This window comes from Pseudoalteromonas sp. NC201 (genome assembly GCF_002850255.1).
Classification (GTDB): Bacteria; Pseudomonadota; Gammaproteobacteria; order Enterobacterales; family Alteromonadaceae; genus Pseudoalteromonas.
The window spans coordinates 583,438-602,945 of the sequence record NZ_CP022523.1 but is presented as its reverse complement, the minus strand read 5'-3'; the positions used below and the strand labels follow the sequence as shown (position 1 = coordinate 602,945).

Here is a 19,508-nt window from a genome sequence, read left to right as displayed (position 1 = left end):
CCTATTTACAATGAAGGTAAAGCGCTCGAACTGGATAAATTCCTGTTATGACCACTTCATCCGTTAAATTTTGCAGCGCTAGCAGATGGCTATCTAGGTGCGGAGCCTGTAAAGCCCCTTTACAAACCTCAAGCACTTGCTGACTCAATGCAATAAACTGCGTCACCGTTAACGCCGATGAGTGTGCTTCTGTAAGTTTTGGACTTTGCTGTAACAGTGTTAACGCCTCAAGCCCCGATTGCCAACGTTGCAATATCGCGCCAATGTGCGCTAACGCAGTGTTATCACCAGCGATATAGCTTGCGACTCGCTCCTCAAGTAGCCTCACCTGACGGCTTTCAACCGCAACATAGTCGACAAATTTATCAAGCGCTGCAAACTGGTGATACTCGTCGTTTAAGAACTTAATATGATGACGCGTGTAATAGTGACTTGGCTCTACAAGCTCTGCAAGATGAGTGAGTAATGCAAGCGTAGCCTTGCGCTTTGGCTCATCCAAGGTTGTGCTGATAAGCCTACTAAAACCCGCTTGTTGCTGCGTTTTATGACCTAAGCCAATGACGTTATGTGCAAAATCGCTTATATGATCCAATCGCGCGTACATCTGCTTGCTATCCGTAAGCGTTTTAGCAGACCATAAACGCTCGGCAATCACAAAAAGTCGCGGCCATATTCTGATATCAAGATTATGTTCGGTGACCATTTCGCTCCAAATGGTCGCCTCACCACCTAAAATACGCCCGTCGTTTACTTGGCTTAACGGTGTTGAAACCTCGACAGGCTGTGGTTTTTCAAGCGCCTCAAGTGTGAGCGGATAACGGCTATTACCGATCATTACCGCGCCTTGTTGCTGCGCTGTATTAAACTCAAACTGTAACGGTCCCATCCAACTATCCATGGCTGCGGTAAATTGCTGAGTCTTGCTAGTAATTGGCTTGTCTGTTTGTGCTAGCTGATGGCGGTTGTTATTAAGCTTTATAAGCACTTGTCCACCCAACACCACAAGCTCGCCTTTGACTGCGCTGCCTTTTAGGCGTGGGACCGTAAAGGCTAAGCTTAATACTTGCGGTTGAGTGAGATACACTGTCGGTAAAACCGGATGTGGGTCGTTACGGTAATGAAATGATGAATACTGCGGCTGATCAATATAAAACCCGGTTGATAAAATGCCTTGATAACCTGCTTCTGCAATTGCATTTAACGAATCATGACCACGCCAAGACTGCACGACAGTATCTTTAGGCAACGCCGGATGAAAAATTTCATCCCACCCCATCATCACACGTTGGTGCTTAGCGATAATCTTTTGTACACGAGTATTAAAGTAATTTTGCAGGTCATGACCGTCTTTCAACGCATGTTTTGCCATTAGCCCCTGTATTTCAGGGCTTTCCAACCAATGCTCAGGCTCTACCTCGTCACCCCCAATATGCAGGTAGCCGTCTGGAAATAGACTCGTCATCTCAGCCAGTAAATCGTCGATAAAGATGTACACATCAGGACTTGCGATATTGAGCAGTGGCTTAAACACTCCCCAATGGCGCTCCATCTCATAAGGTTGCGATTTAGTCATCAGCTCTGGGTAAGCGACGGCAATCGCGCTTGCATGCCCCGGCATACCAAATTCAGGCACCACACGGATCCCTAAAAGGCTTGCATACTCAATCACTTCTTTCACTTCTGATTGACGATAATACAATCCGTCTGAAGCCAGTTGAGTCAGCTTAGGAAACACCTTACTTTCCATTCGCCAGCCTTGGTCATCAGTTAAGTGCCAGTGCAAAACGTTTAGCTTTGCCGCGGCCATGCCATCGAGTTGGCGCTTTATTGTCGCAATTGGCATAAAGTGGCGAACACTATCAATAAGTAGCCCACGCCAAGGGAAGCGAGGACTATCGCTGATCGTTGTATAGGGGAGTATGAATTGCCTCGATGTATTACTCTGGGCCAATTGTAATAGGCTAGCAAGACCGTGCTGCGCGCCGAAAACGGAGGTTGCGCCAAGCACTATTCCACCCTTTTCAATATGAAGCTGGTAGTCTTCTGGCATATTCAGCTGAGGAAACTGTAACTCGGTTTCGATATTTTCTACGCGAATGGTTAAGTCCGCTTTGCCACGCTTTACTACCCGTATCGGAATAGGTTTTCCAGTAATGCGCTCAATGTATTGCTGCATTCTGGCGAGCAGAAATGCCTGCCTCTGCGCACTAAAGCCGTGTATCGCAACCTTGATTTCGTTATCAAATACTAGCGAGCCTTCGGTCATACTCACTTGTTGCGGCATGGGCATAAGCGACAGTGGCGTTGCTTTTGCAGTTAAAATCGGCAACAACACGGTGAATAAAAAAACACTAAAATACATTCTCATCATTACACTATTCCTGAGTAACAAGCTTTGGCAGAAAGTCGGCGGATATCAGCGCGCCGTGATGCTGAATAGCCTCGGCGGCAACTTGGTGTGCAAAGCAAGCAGCCGTTTGCAAATCGCAACCTTTCAGCCAATGTGCTAAAAACCCTGCCGCAAATGCATCTCCTGCACCACAGGTATCTAAGATAAGCTGCGGCGCTATGTTTTGCGCCGCGATATAAATAGGTGAAGAATCATCAGCTGGCGCGAGCACGCATGGCTGAGCACCTTGGCGAATAACTAAGAGTTGTGATCTTTGCTTTTGATGCTCTGCGATTATTTCGTCCACATTTGCGGTGCCATACACTGCATATTCGTCCTCGTCGGTTAAAAATGCGATGTCCGCCAGCGCCATTACAGCCTGATAACTCAATTTTGGGTTATCGCTACGCCAAAGGGTTTGGCGATAGTTGTTATCAAAAAATATGAGCCCACCTCTGTTTTTAAACGCGGCTAACGCCTCAAACAAGTGCTTTCTCTGCGACTCACATATAATGGCAAGGCTTATTCCAGAGAGATAAATTGCATCAATCTCCTTGTTGTGAAGTGCCTGAGTTAACGTCTCATCACGCTTAAAATAATGCCTTGCAGGGCTGTGCTCACGGGCAAAGGTAAAGCGTCGCTCTCCTTTCTCATCGAGCGTAATCCAGTACTCGCCAAGCGCGCTATGTGGTTCAAGCGAAATATAGTCTTGTCTAATGTTGGTGTTTGACAATATATCAAGCAAGTTTGTACTGGCCTTGTCCGTACCAATGGCGCTGGCAAAACTAACTGCGATGTGGTTATCGTTGCTTTGTTTGAGTAACTGAGCCATGTACCAAGCCGTGTTAAAGGTATCACCGCCAAACGAGCTAGTGCCATCTGCTCTATGCTCCACCATGCATTCACCAAAACACAGCAACTGTTTTATTGCGCCTTTCATGATGCCACTTCCGTTTTTTCAGACGATGCGGTAACACTGGGTTTTGTCACGATACTCGTCAATACACCAAACACCAAAGCACTGAGCAGCGCAGGAATAATCGGGTTACCAAAATAAGCCTGCCAATCGTCGTTCATACCAACGAGTAGGGCAGCCACTGAACCTGCCATCAAGGTGACTAAACTGCCTTGCCAAGTATAACCTTGCCAAAAGCGCCCCAATAACCCCATCACACAAAGCCCCGCTAATACAACGGAAATCATTTTGGTGATATAGCTGATAATGTCGCTCGACAGCACCGCCATAAATAATGCCAGCGATACGGTAGTCAACATGGCAATACGAGAGACCAAAAGCGGATTGTGTGGCGCAATATTTCCCTTACACCAAGTCAGATAAATATCAGCAACCAACACACTGACTCCAGCAATGGCATCGGAGCTGGCACTAGAAAGCGTTGCGGAAATACCCGCCAATAAAATAAAGCCGCCAATCAACACCGGCATCGCCGTTAACGCCAAATAGGGAAAAGCAAATGAAGGGTTGTCTAAACTCGAGTTAACTGCATAAGCACCAATACCAATCACAGCAGGAATACATGAAAACCCTAAATAAAGTAATCCCGAGATAATAAACGACATACGAATACTGCTTATGCTTTTGGCGGAGTAGATCCGCTGCCTAAACGATGGTGTTGCCAATACGCCCACCAGCACTGCCAGCGCCATTGAAATAGCAGGCAACAAACCAATATTTTGATATGAAAAGAGCCCAGCTCCCGCTGCAACCGAAGCACTGGTTAGTGTTTGCCAACCACCGACCACCTCGACTACAAAGTAGGTCATCAACAAAAAGCCCGAAAACAAAATAACGGCCTGAATAGCATCCGTCCAGACTACCGCCGAATATCCACCTAAGGTTACGTATACCGCAAGCCCCAGTCCAATAATCAGTTTTGCACTGATCTCATCTAACCCAGTGAGCCAAGCTAAATACATGCCCCCGCCAATCAAATGTGCGCCAAGCCAGCCGACACTTGCCGCGTAAATCAATATTGCTAAGAGCTTTTTAACGACTTGATGATTGCCTACATAGCTTGCTAACTCTTCGCTCATTGTCGCAAAGCGCTCAGCCCTAACCGGTGCAAACAACCAAGCTAGCAATAAAATACCTAGCGCGCCGCCAATGCCATAAAGCGTGCCCGCCCAACCGTGTTGATAGGCAAAGCCTACCGCTCCCATCGACGAGCCAGTGCCAACCATAGTGGCAACGGTGGTGCCTAGTGTCAGCATCAACGGTACTTTTCGCCCAGCTAATAAATAGTCACAATTTGACCGTTGCCACCGAGATGCCAGCCAACTCACCGTTATCATGGCAGACAAATACAACAGAAAAATAAGCAAATACACTTGCTGACTATCCGTCATGCTTCTCCTCCTGTGAACATTGTTGTTCGTATAACGTCTATTCGCCTTTGTAACAGGTGACATCAACCTCTACTTTACAGTCCACGACTAAGTCGGCAACCATGCAAATTCGCGCAGGAGGATGCGCTGAAAAATACTCTGCAAAAACCTTATTAAAGGACTGAAAATATCTTGCGTCAGTTAATACCACAGAGACATGCGTAACATGCTCAAGGCCATAACCTGCCTCGGTCATAATCGCGATACAGTTTTCTATGGCCAGACGCGACTGCTCTACAATGCCACCCTCAACCACTTCACCATTTCGCATTGGCGTTTGCCCCGAGACCTTTAACCAACCGCCAGCTTCAACCGCTCGTGCAAAGGGTAAGTGTTGTCCACCAGTGCCCGTGCCGCCCTCAGCACCTATTCTTCTTATTGTCATGTTAACCTCTTGATGATTTTTGATTTTTATTAGTTTTGACGCGTTAAAAATCGCCCTGCTCGGCCGAAATCGACAATGGTGTCTGCATTCGCGCCCTCAACATAGCTGAGCTTGCCATTCACCCAAACCTTCACAATGCCTGAGGCAAGTTGTTTTGGATTACTGTAACTTGCTTGGTCTAACACCCGGTTGGGGTCGAATAACACCAGATCGGCGAAATAACCAATTTGAATATTGCCACGTTGCCGCAGCTTAAAGCGCGCTGCTGGTAACGCTGTCATTTTGTGGATAGCCAATGCCAACGGCAGCGATTGTTGTTCTCTACAGTAATGTCCAAGCACCCGCGGAAATGTCCCCCACAGTCTCGGATGCGGATGCGGATCGCACGGCAAACCATCAGACCCCACCATGCTGTGTTCATAACTTACAAACCGCTGCACATCATCTTCCAGCATACAGTGATACACAGCGCCCGCTGGCTGCAAGCGCTTTGCAGCATCACGCTGAGACACTTGCCATTGCGTGGCAATGTTTGCCAAGCTTTGCTGTGCAAGTTCTGGATGAGACTCCGACCAAGTAATAAAAATGTCCGTCTCCTCCGTCACTTGATTAAGATCTAAGGTGCTTGAGCTCGCGGCGTAAGGGTAGCAATCGCAGCTCACTGGATGCGTTTTTCTATGCAGTTCAAAATGCGCTAATACCTCAGGCGCTCTGCCCCAATTCTCTCTACCAGCGCATTTTATATGTGAAATAACCAGCGGCAGTTTGGCATGCTCTGCCGTAGCAAAGGCTTCATCCATAGCTCGGATGACTCCTTGAAATTCTGTGCGTAAATGCGTGGTATAGATACCATCAAATGGTGTAACAACCTCGGCCAACGCATTCACTTCAGCTTGACTTGCCCCCTTCGCATTGTAATAAGCAAGGCCAGTACTAAAGCCTATCGCCCCCTGCGCCATCGCTTGATGCAGCAAGGTTTTCATCTGTTCAAGTTCTTGCGCATTGGCGGCTTGAGATAAATCCGTCATGACCTGCGCTCTGAGCGTTGTATGACCAACTAACATGGCTAAATTGACACTCGGAGCAGCCTTACTAAAGGCGTGTTGATAATCCTGTAGTTCACGATAGGCGAATTCTGACTGTTCCCCGAGTAAGTTAATGGGGTCAAGCGGCGCTTGATCTGCACAATAAGGCACTGCGCTAATGCCACAATTACCGGCAATGACGGTGGTGACACCTTGGCTCACTTTGCTCAGCATATGTGGGCCTCGCAGAACTTCAAGATCATCATGGGTATGTACGTCAATAAAACCAGGCGCGAGCACTAAGCCCGTGGCATCGATGCATTGCAGTGCTTGCAAATGGCTGCAGTTGCCAAGCGCAACAATTTTGTCTTTGCTAATCGCGACATCCACCACTTGCGCTTCAGAATCTGGTTCAAAATACACCGTTGCGCCTTGAATGAGGATATCAACATAAGGAGATGAGCTCAGCATTAATCCCCCAGCGGAAAGCGTTTATCGGCAGGTGGCATATTGCTGTTTTTATCTCGATGCTGATCTAACTGGGTTTTAAGCCGTCGAAGCTTTTCTCTTGAGCGCTTTTGATTGCGGATAGCAACTTCGCTCGACAAGATATCCACTGCCGCCATCATGGCATAGCGTGCAGCGCTGGGCTTAAAGATGTAATCACTTTCTTGAGTTTTGATGGCTAAGTGGTGATCGGCAATGTCCGCCAAGTCGCTCACTGGGCAAATAGCAATAACCTCAGCACCATACTCTTTGGCGATAAGCGCCGCCGCTTTCACATCAGGAGAAACACCACTAAGCGAGAGACAAATCACCACATCCCCTTTATTCACGGTTGCGGCAACCATGCGCATCATCATAGGATCGGAGTGAGCATTACTAAGTACGTCCAAGCGAAATAAGCGATTTTGACATTCTTGTGCCATCAGGCTGCTACCACCACCAACCCCAAAAATTAAGCAATGACGTGTGGCGCAAATCACTTCACTCGCCTGCTCCACAACCGCTTCATCGATGAGTCCCGCATTGAGCGTAAGGATCTCCTGAATAGAGGTATAAACATGAGAAATCTTTTCTTTTTCAATTGGCTCAGGATTTGTAAAACGCTCACCAATTGCGGCTGATTGTGTCAGCTGAAACTTAAGGTCACGTACATTGATGCAGCCTAAGCTACGCGCTAACCGTGTGATGCTGGCATGACTGACCTGTGCTTTTTCAGCTAACTCACTAATGGATGCGCTTGCGGCAAAGTTAAGCTCAGCCAAAATAAGCCGAGCGACTTTTTCTTCCGCTGGGCTAAAATGCCCCAAACCTTCCTTAATTTTGCTAATAATGTCCACAGCTTCGCCTCAATTAAAAATAGGTAGAAATGGTTTGGGTGATCACCCAATCCCGCTCGACAACACCAATTTGTCGCCACTTATCAAAGGTCAAGCAAGGATGAGAAGTCGAAAAGCAGATCATATCGCCAACCTGCACCTCGCATCCAAATGCAATACTTACCATAGCGTGTTGATCCATGATTTTTTCGACCTTTACCGCGCCGCCTAATGAGCACAGCTGCTTTGACGGCGGAGAGTAAATCAGCTCTGGTGTGGGCATGCCAGCATCAAATGCGACATCCCTTTTACCCATGCCAATTATCGCGACACCCGGCTCTGGAGTCGAAAGCACGTAAGCCCATATACTTAAGCTCGACACCAAACTTTCTCCCAAATCGCAAGCGAGATTGCTCCGTGATAACACCGCTTGCTGCGCATCCTGATAGATCCCAGTATCGTGAATAAGGTAGCAGCCGGGACGGATCACAAAACGAAATTGCTGAGCCTGTTCACTTTTGTTTAGTGTCTTTGTCACAACATCGTACCAAGCAGACCCCGCCCCCGTGATAATAGGTAACGCCTTTGAAAACACATTTTTTTGTCGTAAATCTGCCGCCGTTTTTATTACTGAGTCAACGAATGTGGCAATCCTTTGCTCGGCGTTATGGCCGTGGATCACGCCTTCATAAAACCCAATGCCAGCTACCTCTAAACTAGCATACTGTTGGCATACATTGACTAGCTGCACTATCGTTGCAAGATTGCGCCAACCAGCGCGACCACCTTCAACTCCCACCTCGAGTAAAATGGAAATGCGCAGCGAATGCTGAGTAAAAAATGTGCCTAAGGCATGGGCATTTGCAATAGAGTCAACAAAACAATAGAGCTCAACGTCAGTATCAGTAAGCATGCTAGCAACTTGCTTCATATGATATTCGCCAACAAGTTGATTCGCTAAGATCACTCGTTTTGCGCCCGCAACTATGGCTACGGAAACTTGTGGTACGGTCGCTACCGTGATAGCCCATGCGCCATGTTCAAGCTGTAGTGTAAATAGCGCTGGTGACATCGTCGTCTTGCCGTGGGGTGCCAATAATACTTGGCTTTCCTTTGCAAAATTCACCATCCAATTCGCGTTGTGGCTGATGGCGTCTTGCTTTATCACTGCAACTGGCAAACTGACCTGCTCTGCGAGAATATCCCAGCCGCAACCTTCTAGTTGCAATGGGTCACCAGTGCCTTTCGCTAATATTGTCATTGTTTATTCAAATCCTTGAGTTTAAACATTAGTTCCACACGTCAAAATAGTACATTGACTTACTGCGATTGGTATCAGGCCAAGCTGCACTTGGCCTTTGCTGACATTAGAAAGTCGCACGGACGCTCAATGCAAAACGTCTATCCGTGGTAAAGTTGAGTGCCTGCGTTTTTGTCCCAGCTTGGTCCATCTGATACTTGGTTTTTGTTTCCGTATCCAATAAATTGCTGGCTTCAAAACCCACTTTCCAATGCTCGTTGATGGTGTAATACAAGCTTGCATCCATCATACCTGACGCCTCTGCATAGGCAGGGACGTACTCTTCAGATTCCCTAAGTGTGAGCAAATACTCAGAGCGCCAAGTGTATGCAAGGCGAAAAGAAATGTCCTCGTACTCATACATACCGATGATATTAAAGTTTTGGTCTGAGTAACCTTGTAGCGGCAAACCTCCAAACACTCGGAAGGTATTACGATTATCGGTTAGCGGGTTTCCATTTTCATCGAAACCAAGCGTGCCTTTAGAGACTTCATTTGGATCTTCAAGTCCATCTTGATCGATATAGGTAAAGTTAAGTTGCAAACCTAAACCGCTCCATGCACCCGGTAACATGTCGTAGAATTGTGAGTAGGAAAACTCCATCCCACGAATGGTGCCAGAGCCAGTGTTAGCAGGGCCATAAGCAGAGACATCATAATCTTCGCCGCCATAAGAAACATCAAGATCAAAGGCGCGGCTACGGATTATATTATCTAGCTTTTTGTGAAATAGTCCTACCGTCACATAACCTGCGGACGCGAAATACCATTCGGTAGTTAAATCAGTATTTATTGCTTCTTCAGGCTCTAAATATGGATTCCCAGAAAGCGCCGTTAGACTGATATCGTCTAGCCCAACAACGGGGTTAGTTGCCTCGTCGTAATCAGCGCCGGGAGTTTGTAGCACGCGAGTGTAATCCAAGTTAAGAATACTGATATTTCTGGCATCAACTAAACTTGGGTAATACAACGCTTTTGATGCACCAAATCGCACCACTACGTCTTCTGATACACCAAAACTCAAATTTAAGCTCGGAAGCAAAGTGCTATAATCTGTGCCATCAACGGTACTGAGTTCGGACTCTCCCCCTGCAATGTCGTAATATCGCTTATATTCTGCCTGCTGCATCACATTATTAAGTGATGTCCCCTCTTCACCACGTTTGATGAGGGCGGGTTGCACCAAAGCGCCCGTAGACTCTAGTTGATAGTTTACATAGCGCAGGCCAACGTTACCCACCACTGGAATGTCTTGAAACTCGAAGTCAAAATCACCGCGAATGTAAAATTCAGTACGCTTCTCGTTGGTCGAACTTATATTGTGTGCGGCGAATGGGCCTTCAACGCGATTGGGTTTGTCTGCATAAGGTACATAAGTGCCAGAGCATGTACCGTTGTTTGCCGCACTGTTGGTGGCATTGTGCCAACCATCACGACAACCTTGGCGCAAAGAGTCGGCGTAGTTTTTCACCAGATCCATACTTGGGAACAAGAAGTTATTGACTGGCCCCTGTAATACCTGACCATTGTAATAATCTGAAAAATCAACGCGCTCAAATAATTCTGGACGATTTACCGCCGCGGCGGCATTTCGGTCATCTTGGATCCAAGGGGTGCCAATTGCAGACCAGCCCTCGTAAGCGGTATCTCGCACCGTTAGGTCTTTATCTGACATATAAAAACCGGAACTGACACTCGTGAAATGACCGTCTAGCTCATACTTAAAATCCAGTTTAACGCTGTCTGATTCTGCCGTATTGCGCTCAACCTGCTCCATACCGCTGCCCAAAAACAGGTTAGGCACAGGTCCATTCCAATCTTCATTGGGTGACCAACCTGCCGTTAGAATATTGTCACTGAGAAACTCTACTGTCGGCCTTGAGCCACGCATATCGAGGAAATAAGGCGAGACAACATGAACATGGTTTCCCCGTGTTTGACCCGACATACTGTAGTTTTGCACTTCTTTGTCGGAGTCGATCCGCTGGTAATCAAAATCGACCGTCAATCTATCTATTGGTTTTAACGTTAGTTTAAATGAAGTGTCCTTCACGGTATTTTCGTTGTAATTCCAGCGACTACGATAGAAGAATGGCGTTTCGGGGCTCACGCCAAGTGCAATACCGGAAGTCACAAAACCATCATCTGTAGTTAGTGGGTGGCCACTTTCCGTATTTTCAGTCCAATTTTGTGAAGACCCCATAAAACCTTTAAACCCTTGAGCTGCTTGTCCTATTTGCCGCTCGTTCCACTCAAGAGACGCTTCTGAGCGAATGTGCTCTAATGTCGCAACTATGGTCTCATCAGCATTTGCCCACTGCAGTGAAGAGGTTAAGCCGGTACGTTCACGGTCATTAGTTGCCGTGCTCATATGGATAGCGACAGGCACATGCCATACACTGCCAGCTGGTTGCCCTGGTAAAGCGGGGCCATCCACAGGCGATGATGGTTCAACACCGGTTATGCCACCCCATTGATCCAAGGTAGGAATAAAGGAATCGCCTCGAGAGTGGAAATTGCCAAGGCCAACACCATCTCCTCGAGTCTGATATTCTGATGAGGAAGCCGCAATTAAGAATCCGAACTTACCTGCACTGGTTTCCCAACTGTCGGAAAACAACGCTGAAAACGAAGGCGTCACTTCTTCTCTAAAGTCGCCATAGTTGGCCTTTGCATTGAACGAGATAAGCCGGTCGTCAGAGTCAAATGGTTTGCGGGTGATAAGGTTCACCGTGCCAGATATACCGCCTGAAATAAGATCCGCAGTTTGGTTTTTAACCACTTCTACCGCACCTAGCAATTCAGCAGGAAAGTCTTCATAGCTCAGACCGCCTGACGGATTTGCACTAAAAGCGTCTCTGCCATTCACCTCAGAGCGAACCCTGTCTAGGCCACGAACCAACACGCCTGTACCTTCATCAGCATAATGTTTAGGGTCATCGGACGATGCAAATCGCTCAATCGTAACACCCGGTACACGTTGCAGCGCTTCAGTCACCGATTTGTCTGGTAATGCCCCGATATCTGACGCCGTGATCACGTCTTTGACCGTATCAGCGAAGCGCTTGATGTTTTGGGCACTATTGATACTGCCTCGGATCCCACGAACTTCAATGACTTCAACCGCTTCGTTCTCAGTCGCAGATTTGACATCGCTGTCATTTTGACCCACAGTTTCGGCGGCAACCCAAAGTGGAGAAAACCCAAGAAGTACAGATGAAACCACAAGGCTCAGTTTGCTTCGTTTAGGGTTATGTTTACCAATACCGGTGACTAGTTTTGACATTTTTTTGTTCCTTTCTTCTTTTTAAAAACCAGTGAAAAAGCCAGCAATGCCATCTCTAGCACCACAGCCCAAAAACCTACCACACAGTGACGTGCTCTAAACGCCCCTAACACATCACATGTTACTTACTAACAAAAAATAAAGATTACACTGTTACTTTTTAACATTACAGACTAAAAAGCAAACACTTTTTATGAAAACATTGACGAAATATGCTATTGCATTGAAATAAAAAGCAATAAAATAGATTTTTCTTTGGAGGAAAGTAACGAGCTTGGGGACCACTCAGAGCGACTTCAAAGTAAATCAGCACCCCCTTCGAGACAAATAACTATGAATCTATTTAACCTGAGGTTTGGATAAGGAATGTTCCAACTCATTGTTGCTAAAGCACAACTTAGTTTTTTCCTTGTCTAGCCAGAGAGTTTTAGGGAAAACAAGGCGAATTTACGCGCCAATAGCTGGCTATTGGAAGTGAATTCAACGCAGTTAGCACTAAAACAGGCTGCTAGAAAGGCATTAATTATCCACAGCTCAGGTTATTTAACCTGAGGTTTGGAAAAGGAATGAGTTAACTCATTGCTGTTAACGCACAACTTAATTTACCTCTTTGTCTAGCCAGAGAGTTTTAGAGATAACACCGCTTCTGCGTCCTGCTCTCACTAAGGTACCTACTTCCTGTAGGCAAGGCGAATTTACGCAGTTAGCGCTAAAACTGGCTACTAGGAAGGCATTAATTATCCGCAGCTCAGGTTATTTATTGAGATGATCTGTCGGCAAAACATGTTTTGCCAAATTAGCACCAATAATTGTAGTATTATTCTTAGATTTAGGATCCCAGTAAAAACGCCAAACGGTGTTACTTTTGGGGAAGAGCAATCTGCTTAGCGATATACACTCAAGAGGACATTATGAGTAAATTTTTAAATTCTGTAGCTTTGTTACCGATGCTTGGTTTCATCGTAACAATGATTTACACCATTGTTGTGAAAGAGGAAGCCTTTTCAAATTATCATTGGTTTATAGTAGCGCTAATATCACTGTCAGCCTCTTCTGAGCGATTAAAACATGCTAATACAGTAGCTGTAACCATCTTTGTGTCGAGTATTCTTTCCAATATACTTCTACTAATAGCATCCAGTGTTGATTTAAAAATCACCTCATTTACTTTCATATTGTTTTTGGGTTATTTAAGTATTGGGTTTTTAATTTTGATGGCAAACCTTGCTTTTATTAGATACAAGAAAAACAAAACCATCCTCAACAACTAGGCTAAGTTCAATTAAACCCTTACCAATTGACCGACCCCCTCAATGATTTGGTTTGGCCCCGTTTGGTCTTTTGATTCAGGCGTTTCTTTTGCGAGCTTTTTGTTGGCTTGGTGGCTCTGCGTGTTTTTTCAACTTTGGTGGCCGCGAGGATCAGTGTTTTTAGCCGCTCCAAGGCATCTTCTTTGTTTTGCTCTTGGGTGCGAAAGCTCTGTGCTTTAAGCACAATGACACCTTCTTTGGTAATTCTTGAGTCTTTAAGTGCAAGTAGCCGCGATTTGTAAAAATCAGGCAATGTTGAGCGGTTGATGTCAAACCTAAGATGAATGGCACTGGAGACTTTATTGACGTTTTGTCCACCCGCACCTTGTGCGCGAATAGCGGAAATATCGATTTCCCACTCTGCAAGCGTGACGTTATTTGAGATTTTAAGCATAGTCTTTTCAAGCCTCCGTTTACCATTTTAGCAAAGTAACTGAAGGCTTGAAATAGCAGCAACGAGCACTGAAAACTGATTATGCTGTACGAGTTGCAATAGCAGGTGGTACTTTTGCAGCAACCATTGCGGGGTAAGTAACAGCTAACTGACCAGCAACGAGCATAATAATCGCACCAACAATCAAATAATCACCGGGTACACTGGTGAGCCCAAAGTAATTAACCAAGTAAATATTCGCAGTGATTGCGATGATTATACCCAGAGTAATACCAAATAAAGACACCACCGCATTTTCAATCATAAAGTAGCGTAGAATATCGGCCTGAGTCGCCCCGAGCGCGCGTCGAGTACCGATTTGCTTGCGACGTTTATGAACGGTGTATCTTGCCTGACCAAATATTCCTAATATAGTAACGCATGCCAACGCGGCAATTACCGCCTTTAATGTTTGGCTCACTGCATAATCGGCCTGCAAGTTCTCTGTCTTTATTTGTTCAAAGGACTTAAACGCATCAACCTGGCGACCAGGCTTTTTAAGTAATAATGCTTGAACTTCAGCCATTGCTGTTTCTCGCTGGTCTGGTTTCGCTCTAACAACAATAATTGTTTCTTCATAATGCTCTCTAATCGATCCAATCACAGTCATATCGTACGCATACCAGAACCGCCAAGGAGACTTCATAGTTTCAACGATACCCACAACCTTTTGCGGTACAGATTCAACATAAATAGTTTCTCCAACCACGCTACGCCAATCATTCGGGCGAATTTTATGCGCTAAAGCTTGCGAGACTAAAACACTTGCGGACTCAGAGTGACCATCAAAGTATTTGTGTATCACGTCATTATATTTAAAATTTCTTCCTGCTACGACACGCAATCCGAGTGTATCAACGATGGTGTCATCCGAACCATAGTAGCCTGCGTGAGTTATCCTTTCATCTTCCTCAGGGGTGAAACCAACATCTAGTGAGCGACCCCAATTAGTAAGCGGCATACTAGTAATCGTACTTGCACTCTCAACACTGGCTAACGCACGAATGTCTGCAAGATCAGTATCAAGCGCCGCATTTTTTTCTTCATCAGTACCTTCAAGATTAGTGCTAAAACTAAACAACTGCTGCTCCGTAAGGCCAGTAGGCTTTGTCAGTTCTTGCTCTTTAATTACCATCATATATATGGTGTTTACTAGAATGGTAAATGTCAGCGCAATCTGCAGGACGAGCAACAATGGCGATGCTTTATTTTTGCTTAAAGTTTTTAAAATTGGCAATAAATCTCTCATTGGAAGACTCCTACAGGCATTTCAGCTGACTTGATGGCTGAACTTTTGCCGCACGTAGCGTCGGTAGCAAGCCAAAAGTAACCGCACTTATTACCGCAAGTACAATCGTCATAACAACAATACTTAGTGTCATTTCCAACATTTCAGCATATAAGTGACTATACAACTGCGCAGTTATACTCAACCCAATCTGAGCCAATATCAAGCCTAACACCCCTCCCACTAAGCCAATAATGAAGGTTTCAACAGTAAATTGAGCGATAATATGTTGCTTGGAAGCACCAACTGCCCTGCGAAGCCCAACTTCGCCAGACCTAGCATGGAACTTGGCAACCATCATAGCCATACAGTTCAGTAAACAAACAATCAGAAATGCAAATGCCAACCAAATCGCCACATTGCCATCATCCTTAATGATTTTTCTTTCAATAAGCTGCTCTTTAACATTGAATAGTTGATGCAGAGGTTCTCGTAAAAACCGGCCATATTCTCTTTGTTCCATCGAATAGTTAACCAAAAAGTCCATATATTGATTTCTCGCTGCGGCTGAGCTTAACTCTACCCAATATGAGACCCAAACACATTCAGATGCCAAAATAGCCAAAAAAGAGTCATCAGCGGGTTCTTTCCAACACTGGTAAGAAACATCAGAGCTAGTCCAATGTTGATTATTTATCTGTGCCTGAAATGGAATAATAATGTCTCTTGGTTTATTAAAGGCACGGGTCCTGTTGTCAAAAAATTTGGGAACTGGATACCAATCGTCAGTCACTCCAACGACGCGGTATTGCAAATCACCTATCAGCAACGACTTACCTATTGAGTTTTCTCCATTAAATAACTTGTTATTTAATTCATTGCTTATTACAGCAACTTGCAGACCGTCTTTGTCAGCAGTCTCATCCCATGCACCTCCAAATTTAAATGGCACCTCAAACATACCGAACATGTCACGATAAGCACTTCTTATTAACGTCATCTTTGCATCAGTAATAGGCTGCTCGGTCGCTCGAGACATCATCTTGAAACTAGCAAGAGGTGTTTGCCTCACACCACGTTTAGCATTTTGCAAATTTATCGCATCTTGGTAGCTAAGAATAAAAGGTGGGACTTCCTTTCCTTGAGAAATATTGAAAGGTTTATCAGGTCCATAACTATTTAGGCGAACATTAAACAGTTTGTCGCTTTTAGAAGGAATAGGGTCTTTTGCCAATAAATAACTAACCGTATAAGTCGTCATTGCAGCACCTATTCCAACGGCAATTGTGACCACCATTAAAAATGATAAAAACGGCGTTTTTCGCAATGAAATAAGTGCCAATTTAAGATAGTAGCCAAACATAACTTATCCCTAAGCAATCGCTTTGTTACAGTGTTTACGCTCAATTATCACGCCATCACGGATCTCAATAATGCGCTGTGCTTTGGCTGCTTGATGCGTATCGTGCGTTACCATCACTACACTCGTTCCTTGTGTATTAATATCCATGAGCAATTCCATAATACTATCTGCCATTTTGCTATCTAAATTACCCGTTGGTTCGTCAGCAAGTAAAAATGAAGGTTTACCAGCTATTGCACGAGCAATCGCGACCCTTTGCTGTTGACCTCCTGATAGTTGCGATGGGTAATGCTCCTTACGTGAGGCAAGGCCCACCTTATTCAACGCATCCATGATCCTTTCATGACGTTCTTTTGAAGATAATTTACGATAGCGAAGAGGCATATCAACATTGTCGTAAAGGTTGAGGTCCGGAAGTAAGTTAAAGCTCTGGAAAATAAAACCGATCTTTTCATTACGTAGTTTAGATTTAGCTTTGTCACTTAACTTTTCAACATTGATGCCATCTAGCTCATAACTCCCGTCACAAAAATCCTCTAACAGACCTGTAATGTTTAAAAAAGTCGTTTTTCCTGAACCCGATGGGCCGACTACTGAAACAAACTCCCGCTGCTCTATACGTAAGTCAAATGGCTGCAAGGCTTGAGTTTTTATTGTATCGGTATAGTAAGCTTTGGATAAGTGACGCATGGATAGCATATTACAGCTCCTTATTGAATTATTTTCACACTGGGAGCGTCTTTAAAGATTCGCGCGTCAGAGGTAATCACCTGATCGCCAACATTAAGCCCCGAAAGTACTTCTACTTGCCCAATACTTCTTAATCCGATTTGTATTGGTGTTTTTATTGCAGAACCCTCTTTTACTACGTAAGCAAACTGTCCGTTATAGGCTTCTATGTATTGCCCGTGTGGTAGGTAGGCAATATTTTGCTTTTGTTCAATCACAATTCGACTCGTTAACCTTTGGTTCTGCCTTAACCCCTGAATGGTGTCGTCTTTAAATCGAATTTTCCCTTCAACTCGACCATTTTCAATTTCTGGAGAGATAGCAACTATTTCTCCGCTATACACTTCTCCATTAAGACTTACCTCAGCCAACATTCCCAGCGCAAGGTCGTCTGAATAGCTTTCTGGGATTTGCACCTCTATCTCATACTTTGAGAGATCCACCACACTAAGTAATGGCTGATTTTTGGCGACTGTATTTTTTTGCTCTACCGTCAAGTTACCAACTAATCCACCTACCGGCGACAGTACTTTTAAAGCAGCAACTTGCCTCTGAAGCTCCACCACTTTTACTTTTTGCGCCTCAAACTCTAACTCTTTGGTACGGATCTCAAATTTTTGGCTTTCTTTTTGTAACTCCACTTCTTTAATTGCTAGGCGATATTCACGCTCTGCGTTTTCGAGATCATCTTTGGCTTTTTGATAGTCAATGTCACTTACAACTTGCGTTTTCAAACCGTTCTCAGAACGGCGCATCTCCCGCTTTGCTGCATTTAACACAACAGTCGCTTTACCTAAATAATTCTCTTGTGCTAAGTCTTGCTTTTTGGCTTGAATAATTTGCCTTTGAAGTTCCGTTTCTAACTTGTTTAACTGTGCTTGATGTTGTGCAAATTCGCTTTTCAACTCAGGACTATCTAGAACGGCGAGGACTTGTCCTTCCACCACACTGTCACCAGACTCTACCAAGTAGGTAACCGTTCCCTGAGCAGGGCTATATATAGTGGGGCGCCGCGCTGCCACGACTTTACCTTGAACAGAAATATCGCGGATGAAGTCACCTCGCTTCACTGATGCTATGTGAACTTTATCGCTAGAAACAGCTGTTTGACCGCTTGCCCACTGTGTAAAAATGGGGGTCATAAAAAAAACAGCAATTAATATAAAAATACCAATTACTATTATGAATAATCTATTTTTCTTTGGTCTTTCAACCACCGAGTCTTGAGCGCTCGTATCTGGAATATAGGCCATGAAATAATCCTTTTACCACTGCCTTAGCTATTGAGTACTATGTATTTTTGGAGCATTATTACTAACTATTCCACCACAATCACATCTCTTCGTTTAATTATTAGAAGCCAACAATTTAATACCAAAGCATGAATTATCTAGCGAAGTAGACCTCAAAAGCTTAAAACAAATCTGGTAACCTGAGTGCCTAAACCTTACACAAAGCCAAGACTAATGTCACGAGAAATAAAACATTTTGTTAACTATTTGGTTTGATTTTTGACAACCTCTAAGTACCGACTCTCGATAAACTTTTTTTCTTTAGACAAGTGCTCTAATGCTTCTCGCGTTTGTTCCAACTCTTTTTGGATAGCCTGAAGCTTTGGCCCATCTTCTACTTCTTGCTCTTGCACCATTAGCTGTTGCAAAGCCTGATTTTGTTCGGCTATTTGTCGTTTGTATTCATTAATCGTTAGAGACATATCTTGACGCTCCTTCTCAAAGGTAGCGACCAATTGCTCCAATTCTTGCTCGGACGTACCTCCCATCGCTTTAGAAGCTTCCAACTGCTGCTTTAATGTGTCATTTTCTTTTTGTAATTCCTCTGTAGATTCATATTGGTCATAAAGTTTTCTTCTTGTTTGCTTCAGTCGCTCTAAACCCTTCGACAGATCCCCCCTAAGTTTCTTTATTAATCGATGCGATTTAAGTAGCTTACTGTTTAAATCGTCCATGCGAGTTTGTTCTTCGGTCGAGATATGATCCTGTGTAGAGCGTTTAACCTCTGCTAATTGCTGCTCTAAATGGACTTGTAAATTAGCCAACTCTTGAATGGTATGTTGATTATCTTCAACAAACTTCATCGACTTATTTATCGCTTCGCGACAATGTTGGAGTAGATACTGTTGCTCTGGGTTGGATGTCCCAGCTCCACCAGCAGCCTTTGCAAAGAGCCTAAACTCTCGGAGGATTAACAGCAAAATATAGAACCAAAAAGCCAATATCAGCAGCCCGATATTCACCGCCATATAGATAAATACATCAATTGGTAGTTTACCTAGAAACATATTGCACACTCATTATTTTCTTACTTTCATTTT

General features: G+C 44.6%; 15 protein-coding genes. 1 reads left to right on the top strand and 14 read right to left on the bottom strand.

From position 1 onward, the window contains the following. Position 1 precedes the first annotated feature (1 nt). From PNC201_RS20545 to PNC201_RS20510, 8 genes are all read right to left on the bottom strand, one after another. A complete protein-coding gene (locus PNC201_RS20545; protein ID WP_233525300.1) occupies positions 2-2,371 on the bottom strand; it encodes a family 20 glycosylhydrolase in 2,370 nt (789 codons plus the stop codon). 4 nt (positions 2,372-2,375) lie between these two features. Beyond that, complete coding sequence (locus tag PNC201_RS20540) at positions 2,376-3,329, bottom strand: sugar kinase (protein WP_102058246.1); 954 nt, start codon at positions 3,327-3,329, stop codon at positions 2,376-2,378. Then, positions 3,326-4,756, bottom strand: a complete 1,431-nt coding sequence (locus PNC201_RS20535) for a sodium:solute symporter family protein (protein WP_102058245.1) — start codon at positions 4,754-4,756, stop codon at positions 3,326-3,328. Before PNC201_RS20535 ends, PNC201_RS20540 begins: the two co-directional genes overlap by 4 nt. A 37-nt stretch (positions 4,757-4,793) precedes the next feature. Next, on the bottom strand, positions 4,794-5,180 hold the full coding sequence (locus PNC201_RS20530; RefSeq protein ID WP_102058244.1) for a RidA family protein: 387 nt from the start codon (positions 5,178-5,180) through the stop codon (positions 4,794-4,796). A 29-nt stretch (positions 5,181-5,209) separates the two neighbouring features. Next, positions 5,210-6,676: an N-acyl-D-amino-acid deacylase family protein gene (locus PNC201_RS20525; RefSeq protein ID WP_102058243.1), complete on the bottom strand. Its 1,467-nt coding sequence runs from the start codon at positions 6,674-6,676 to the stop codon at positions 5,210-5,212. Further along, positions 6,676-7,548 carry a MurR/RpiR family transcriptional regulator gene (locus PNC201_RS20520; protein ID WP_102058242.1) on the bottom strand — a complete coding sequence of 291 codons (873 nt, stop codon included), beginning with the start codon at positions 7,546-7,548 and terminating at the stop codon, positions 6,676-6,678. The genes PNC201_RS20525 and PNC201_RS20520 overlap by 1 nt, the downstream gene beginning before the upstream one ends. Before the next feature lie 13 nt (positions 7,549-7,561). After that, positions 7,562-8,788 carry an alanine racemase gene (locus PNC201_RS20515; protein ID WP_102058241.1) on the bottom strand — a complete coding sequence of 409 codons (1,227 nt, stop codon included), beginning with the start codon at positions 8,786-8,788 and terminating at the stop codon, positions 7,562-7,564. Positions 8,789-8,894: 106 nt separating this feature from the next. After that, positions 8,895-12,113 carry a TonB-dependent receptor gene (locus PNC201_RS20510; RefSeq protein ID WP_102058240.1) on the bottom strand — a complete coding sequence of 1,073 codons (3,219 nt, stop codon included), beginning with the start codon at positions 12,111-12,113 and terminating at the stop codon, positions 8,895-8,897. Between the two features lie 911 nt (positions 12,114-13,024). Between PNC201_RS20510 and PNC201_RS20505 the strand changes: the two genes are divergently transcribed. Then, a complete protein-coding gene (locus PNC201_RS20505; RefSeq protein ID WP_010603927.1) occupies positions 13,025-13,384 on the top strand; it encodes a hypothetical protein in 360 nt (119 codons plus the stop codon). 19 nt (positions 13,385-13,403) lie between these two features. Here the strand turns inward: PNC201_RS20505 and arfB are convergent, their stop codons facing one another. The 6 genes from arfB to PNC201_RS20475 all read right to left on the bottom strand — a co-directional run bounded on the left by arfB (position 13,404) and on the right by PNC201_RS20475 (position 19,475). Beyond that, positions 13,404-13,817, bottom strand: coding sequence for an alternative ribosome rescue aminoacyl-tRNA hydrolase ArfB (gene arfB / locus PNC201_RS20500; RefSeq protein ID WP_102058239.1), 414 nt, complete (start codon positions 13,815-13,817; stop codon positions 13,404-13,406). 79 nt (positions 13,818-13,896) lie between these two features. Next, positions 13,897-15,105 (bottom strand): ABC transporter permease, encoded by a 1,209-nt coding sequence (locus PNC201_RS20495; protein WP_102058238.1) that lies wholly within the window; start codon positions 15,103-15,105, stop codon positions 13,897-13,899. A gap of 10 nt (positions 15,106-15,115) precedes the next feature. After that, entirely contained in the window at positions 15,116-16,447 is a 1,332-nt protein-coding gene (locus PNC201_RS20490; protein ID WP_102058237.1) for an ABC transporter permease, read from the bottom strand. Between the two features lie 9 nt (positions 16,448-16,456). Further along, the gene (locus PNC201_RS20485; protein WP_102058236.1) at positions 16,457-17,146 is read right to left on the bottom strand and encodes an ABC transporter ATP-binding protein; all 690 of its coding nucleotides are present in this window, start codon (positions 17,144-17,146) and stop codon (positions 16,457-16,459) included. An 11-nt stretch (positions 17,147-17,157) separates the two neighbouring features. Next, positions 17,158-18,429 carry an efflux RND transporter periplasmic adaptor subunit gene (locus PNC201_RS20480; RefSeq protein WP_102058235.1) on the bottom strand — a complete coding sequence of 424 codons (1,272 nt, stop codon included), beginning with the start codon at positions 18,427-18,429 and terminating at the stop codon, positions 17,158-17,160. A gap of 242 nt (positions 18,430-18,671) precedes the next feature. Then, on the bottom strand, positions 18,672-19,475 hold the full coding sequence (locus tag PNC201_RS20475) for a chromosome partitioning protein ParA (protein WP_102058234.1): 804 nt from the start codon (positions 19,473-19,475) through the stop codon (positions 18,672-18,674). Between the last annotated feature and the right edge of the window lie 33 nt (positions 19,476-19,508).

Coding starts and splice junctions, on each gene's coding strand:
- PNC201_RS20530 (WP_102058244.1), bottom strand. CDS start 5,180: ATGACAATAAGAAGAATAGGTGCTGAGGGCGGCACGGGCACTGGTGGA.
- PNC201_RS20490 (WP_102058237.1), bottom strand. CDS start 16,447: ATGTTTGGCTACTATCTTAAATTGGCACTTATTTCATTGCGAAAAACG.
- PNC201_RS20480 (WP_102058235.1), bottom strand. CDS start 18,429: ATGGCCTATATTCCAGATACGAGCGCTCAAGACTCGGTGGTTGAAAGA.
- PNC201_RS20485 (WP_102058236.1), bottom strand. CDS start 17,146: ATGCTATCCATGCGTCACTTATCCAAAGCTTACTATACCGATACAATA.
- PNC201_RS20515 (WP_102058241.1), bottom strand. CDS start 8,788: ATGACAATATTAGCGAAAGGCACTGGTGACCCATTGCAACTAGAAGGT.
- PNC201_RS20495 (WP_102058238.1), bottom strand. CDS start 15,105: ATGAGAGATTTATTGCCAATTTTAAAAACTTTAAGCAAAAATAAAGCA.
- PNC201_RS20540 (WP_102058246.1), bottom strand. CDS start 3,329: ATGAAAGGCGCAATAAAACAGTTGCTGTGTTTTGGTGAATGCATGGTG.
- PNC201_RS20505 (WP_010603927.1), top strand. CDS start 13,025: ATGAGTAAATTTTTAAATTCTGTAGCTTTGTTACCGATGCTTGGTTTC.
- PNC201_RS20535 (WP_102058245.1), bottom strand. CDS start 4,756: ATGACGGATAGTCAGCAAGTGTATTTGCTTATTTTTCTGTTGTATTTG.
- PNC201_RS20545 (WP_233525300.1), bottom strand. CDS start 2,371: ATGATGAGAATGTATTTTAGTGTTTTTTTATTCACCGTGTTGTTGCCG.
- PNC201_RS20475 (WP_102058234.1), bottom strand. CDS start 19,475: ATGTTTCTAGGTAAACTACCAATTGATGTATTTATCTATATGGCGGTG.
- arfB (WP_102058239.1), bottom strand. CDS start 13,817: ATGCTTAAAATCTCAAATAACGTCACGCTTGCAGAGTGGGAAATCGAT.
- PNC201_RS20510 (WP_102058240.1), bottom strand. CDS start 12,113: ATGTCAAAACTAGTCACCGGTATTGGTAAACATAACCCTAAACGAAGC.
- PNC201_RS20525 (WP_102058243.1), bottom strand. CDS start 6,676: ATGCTGAGCTCATCTCCTTATGTTGATATCCTCATTCAAGGCGCAACG.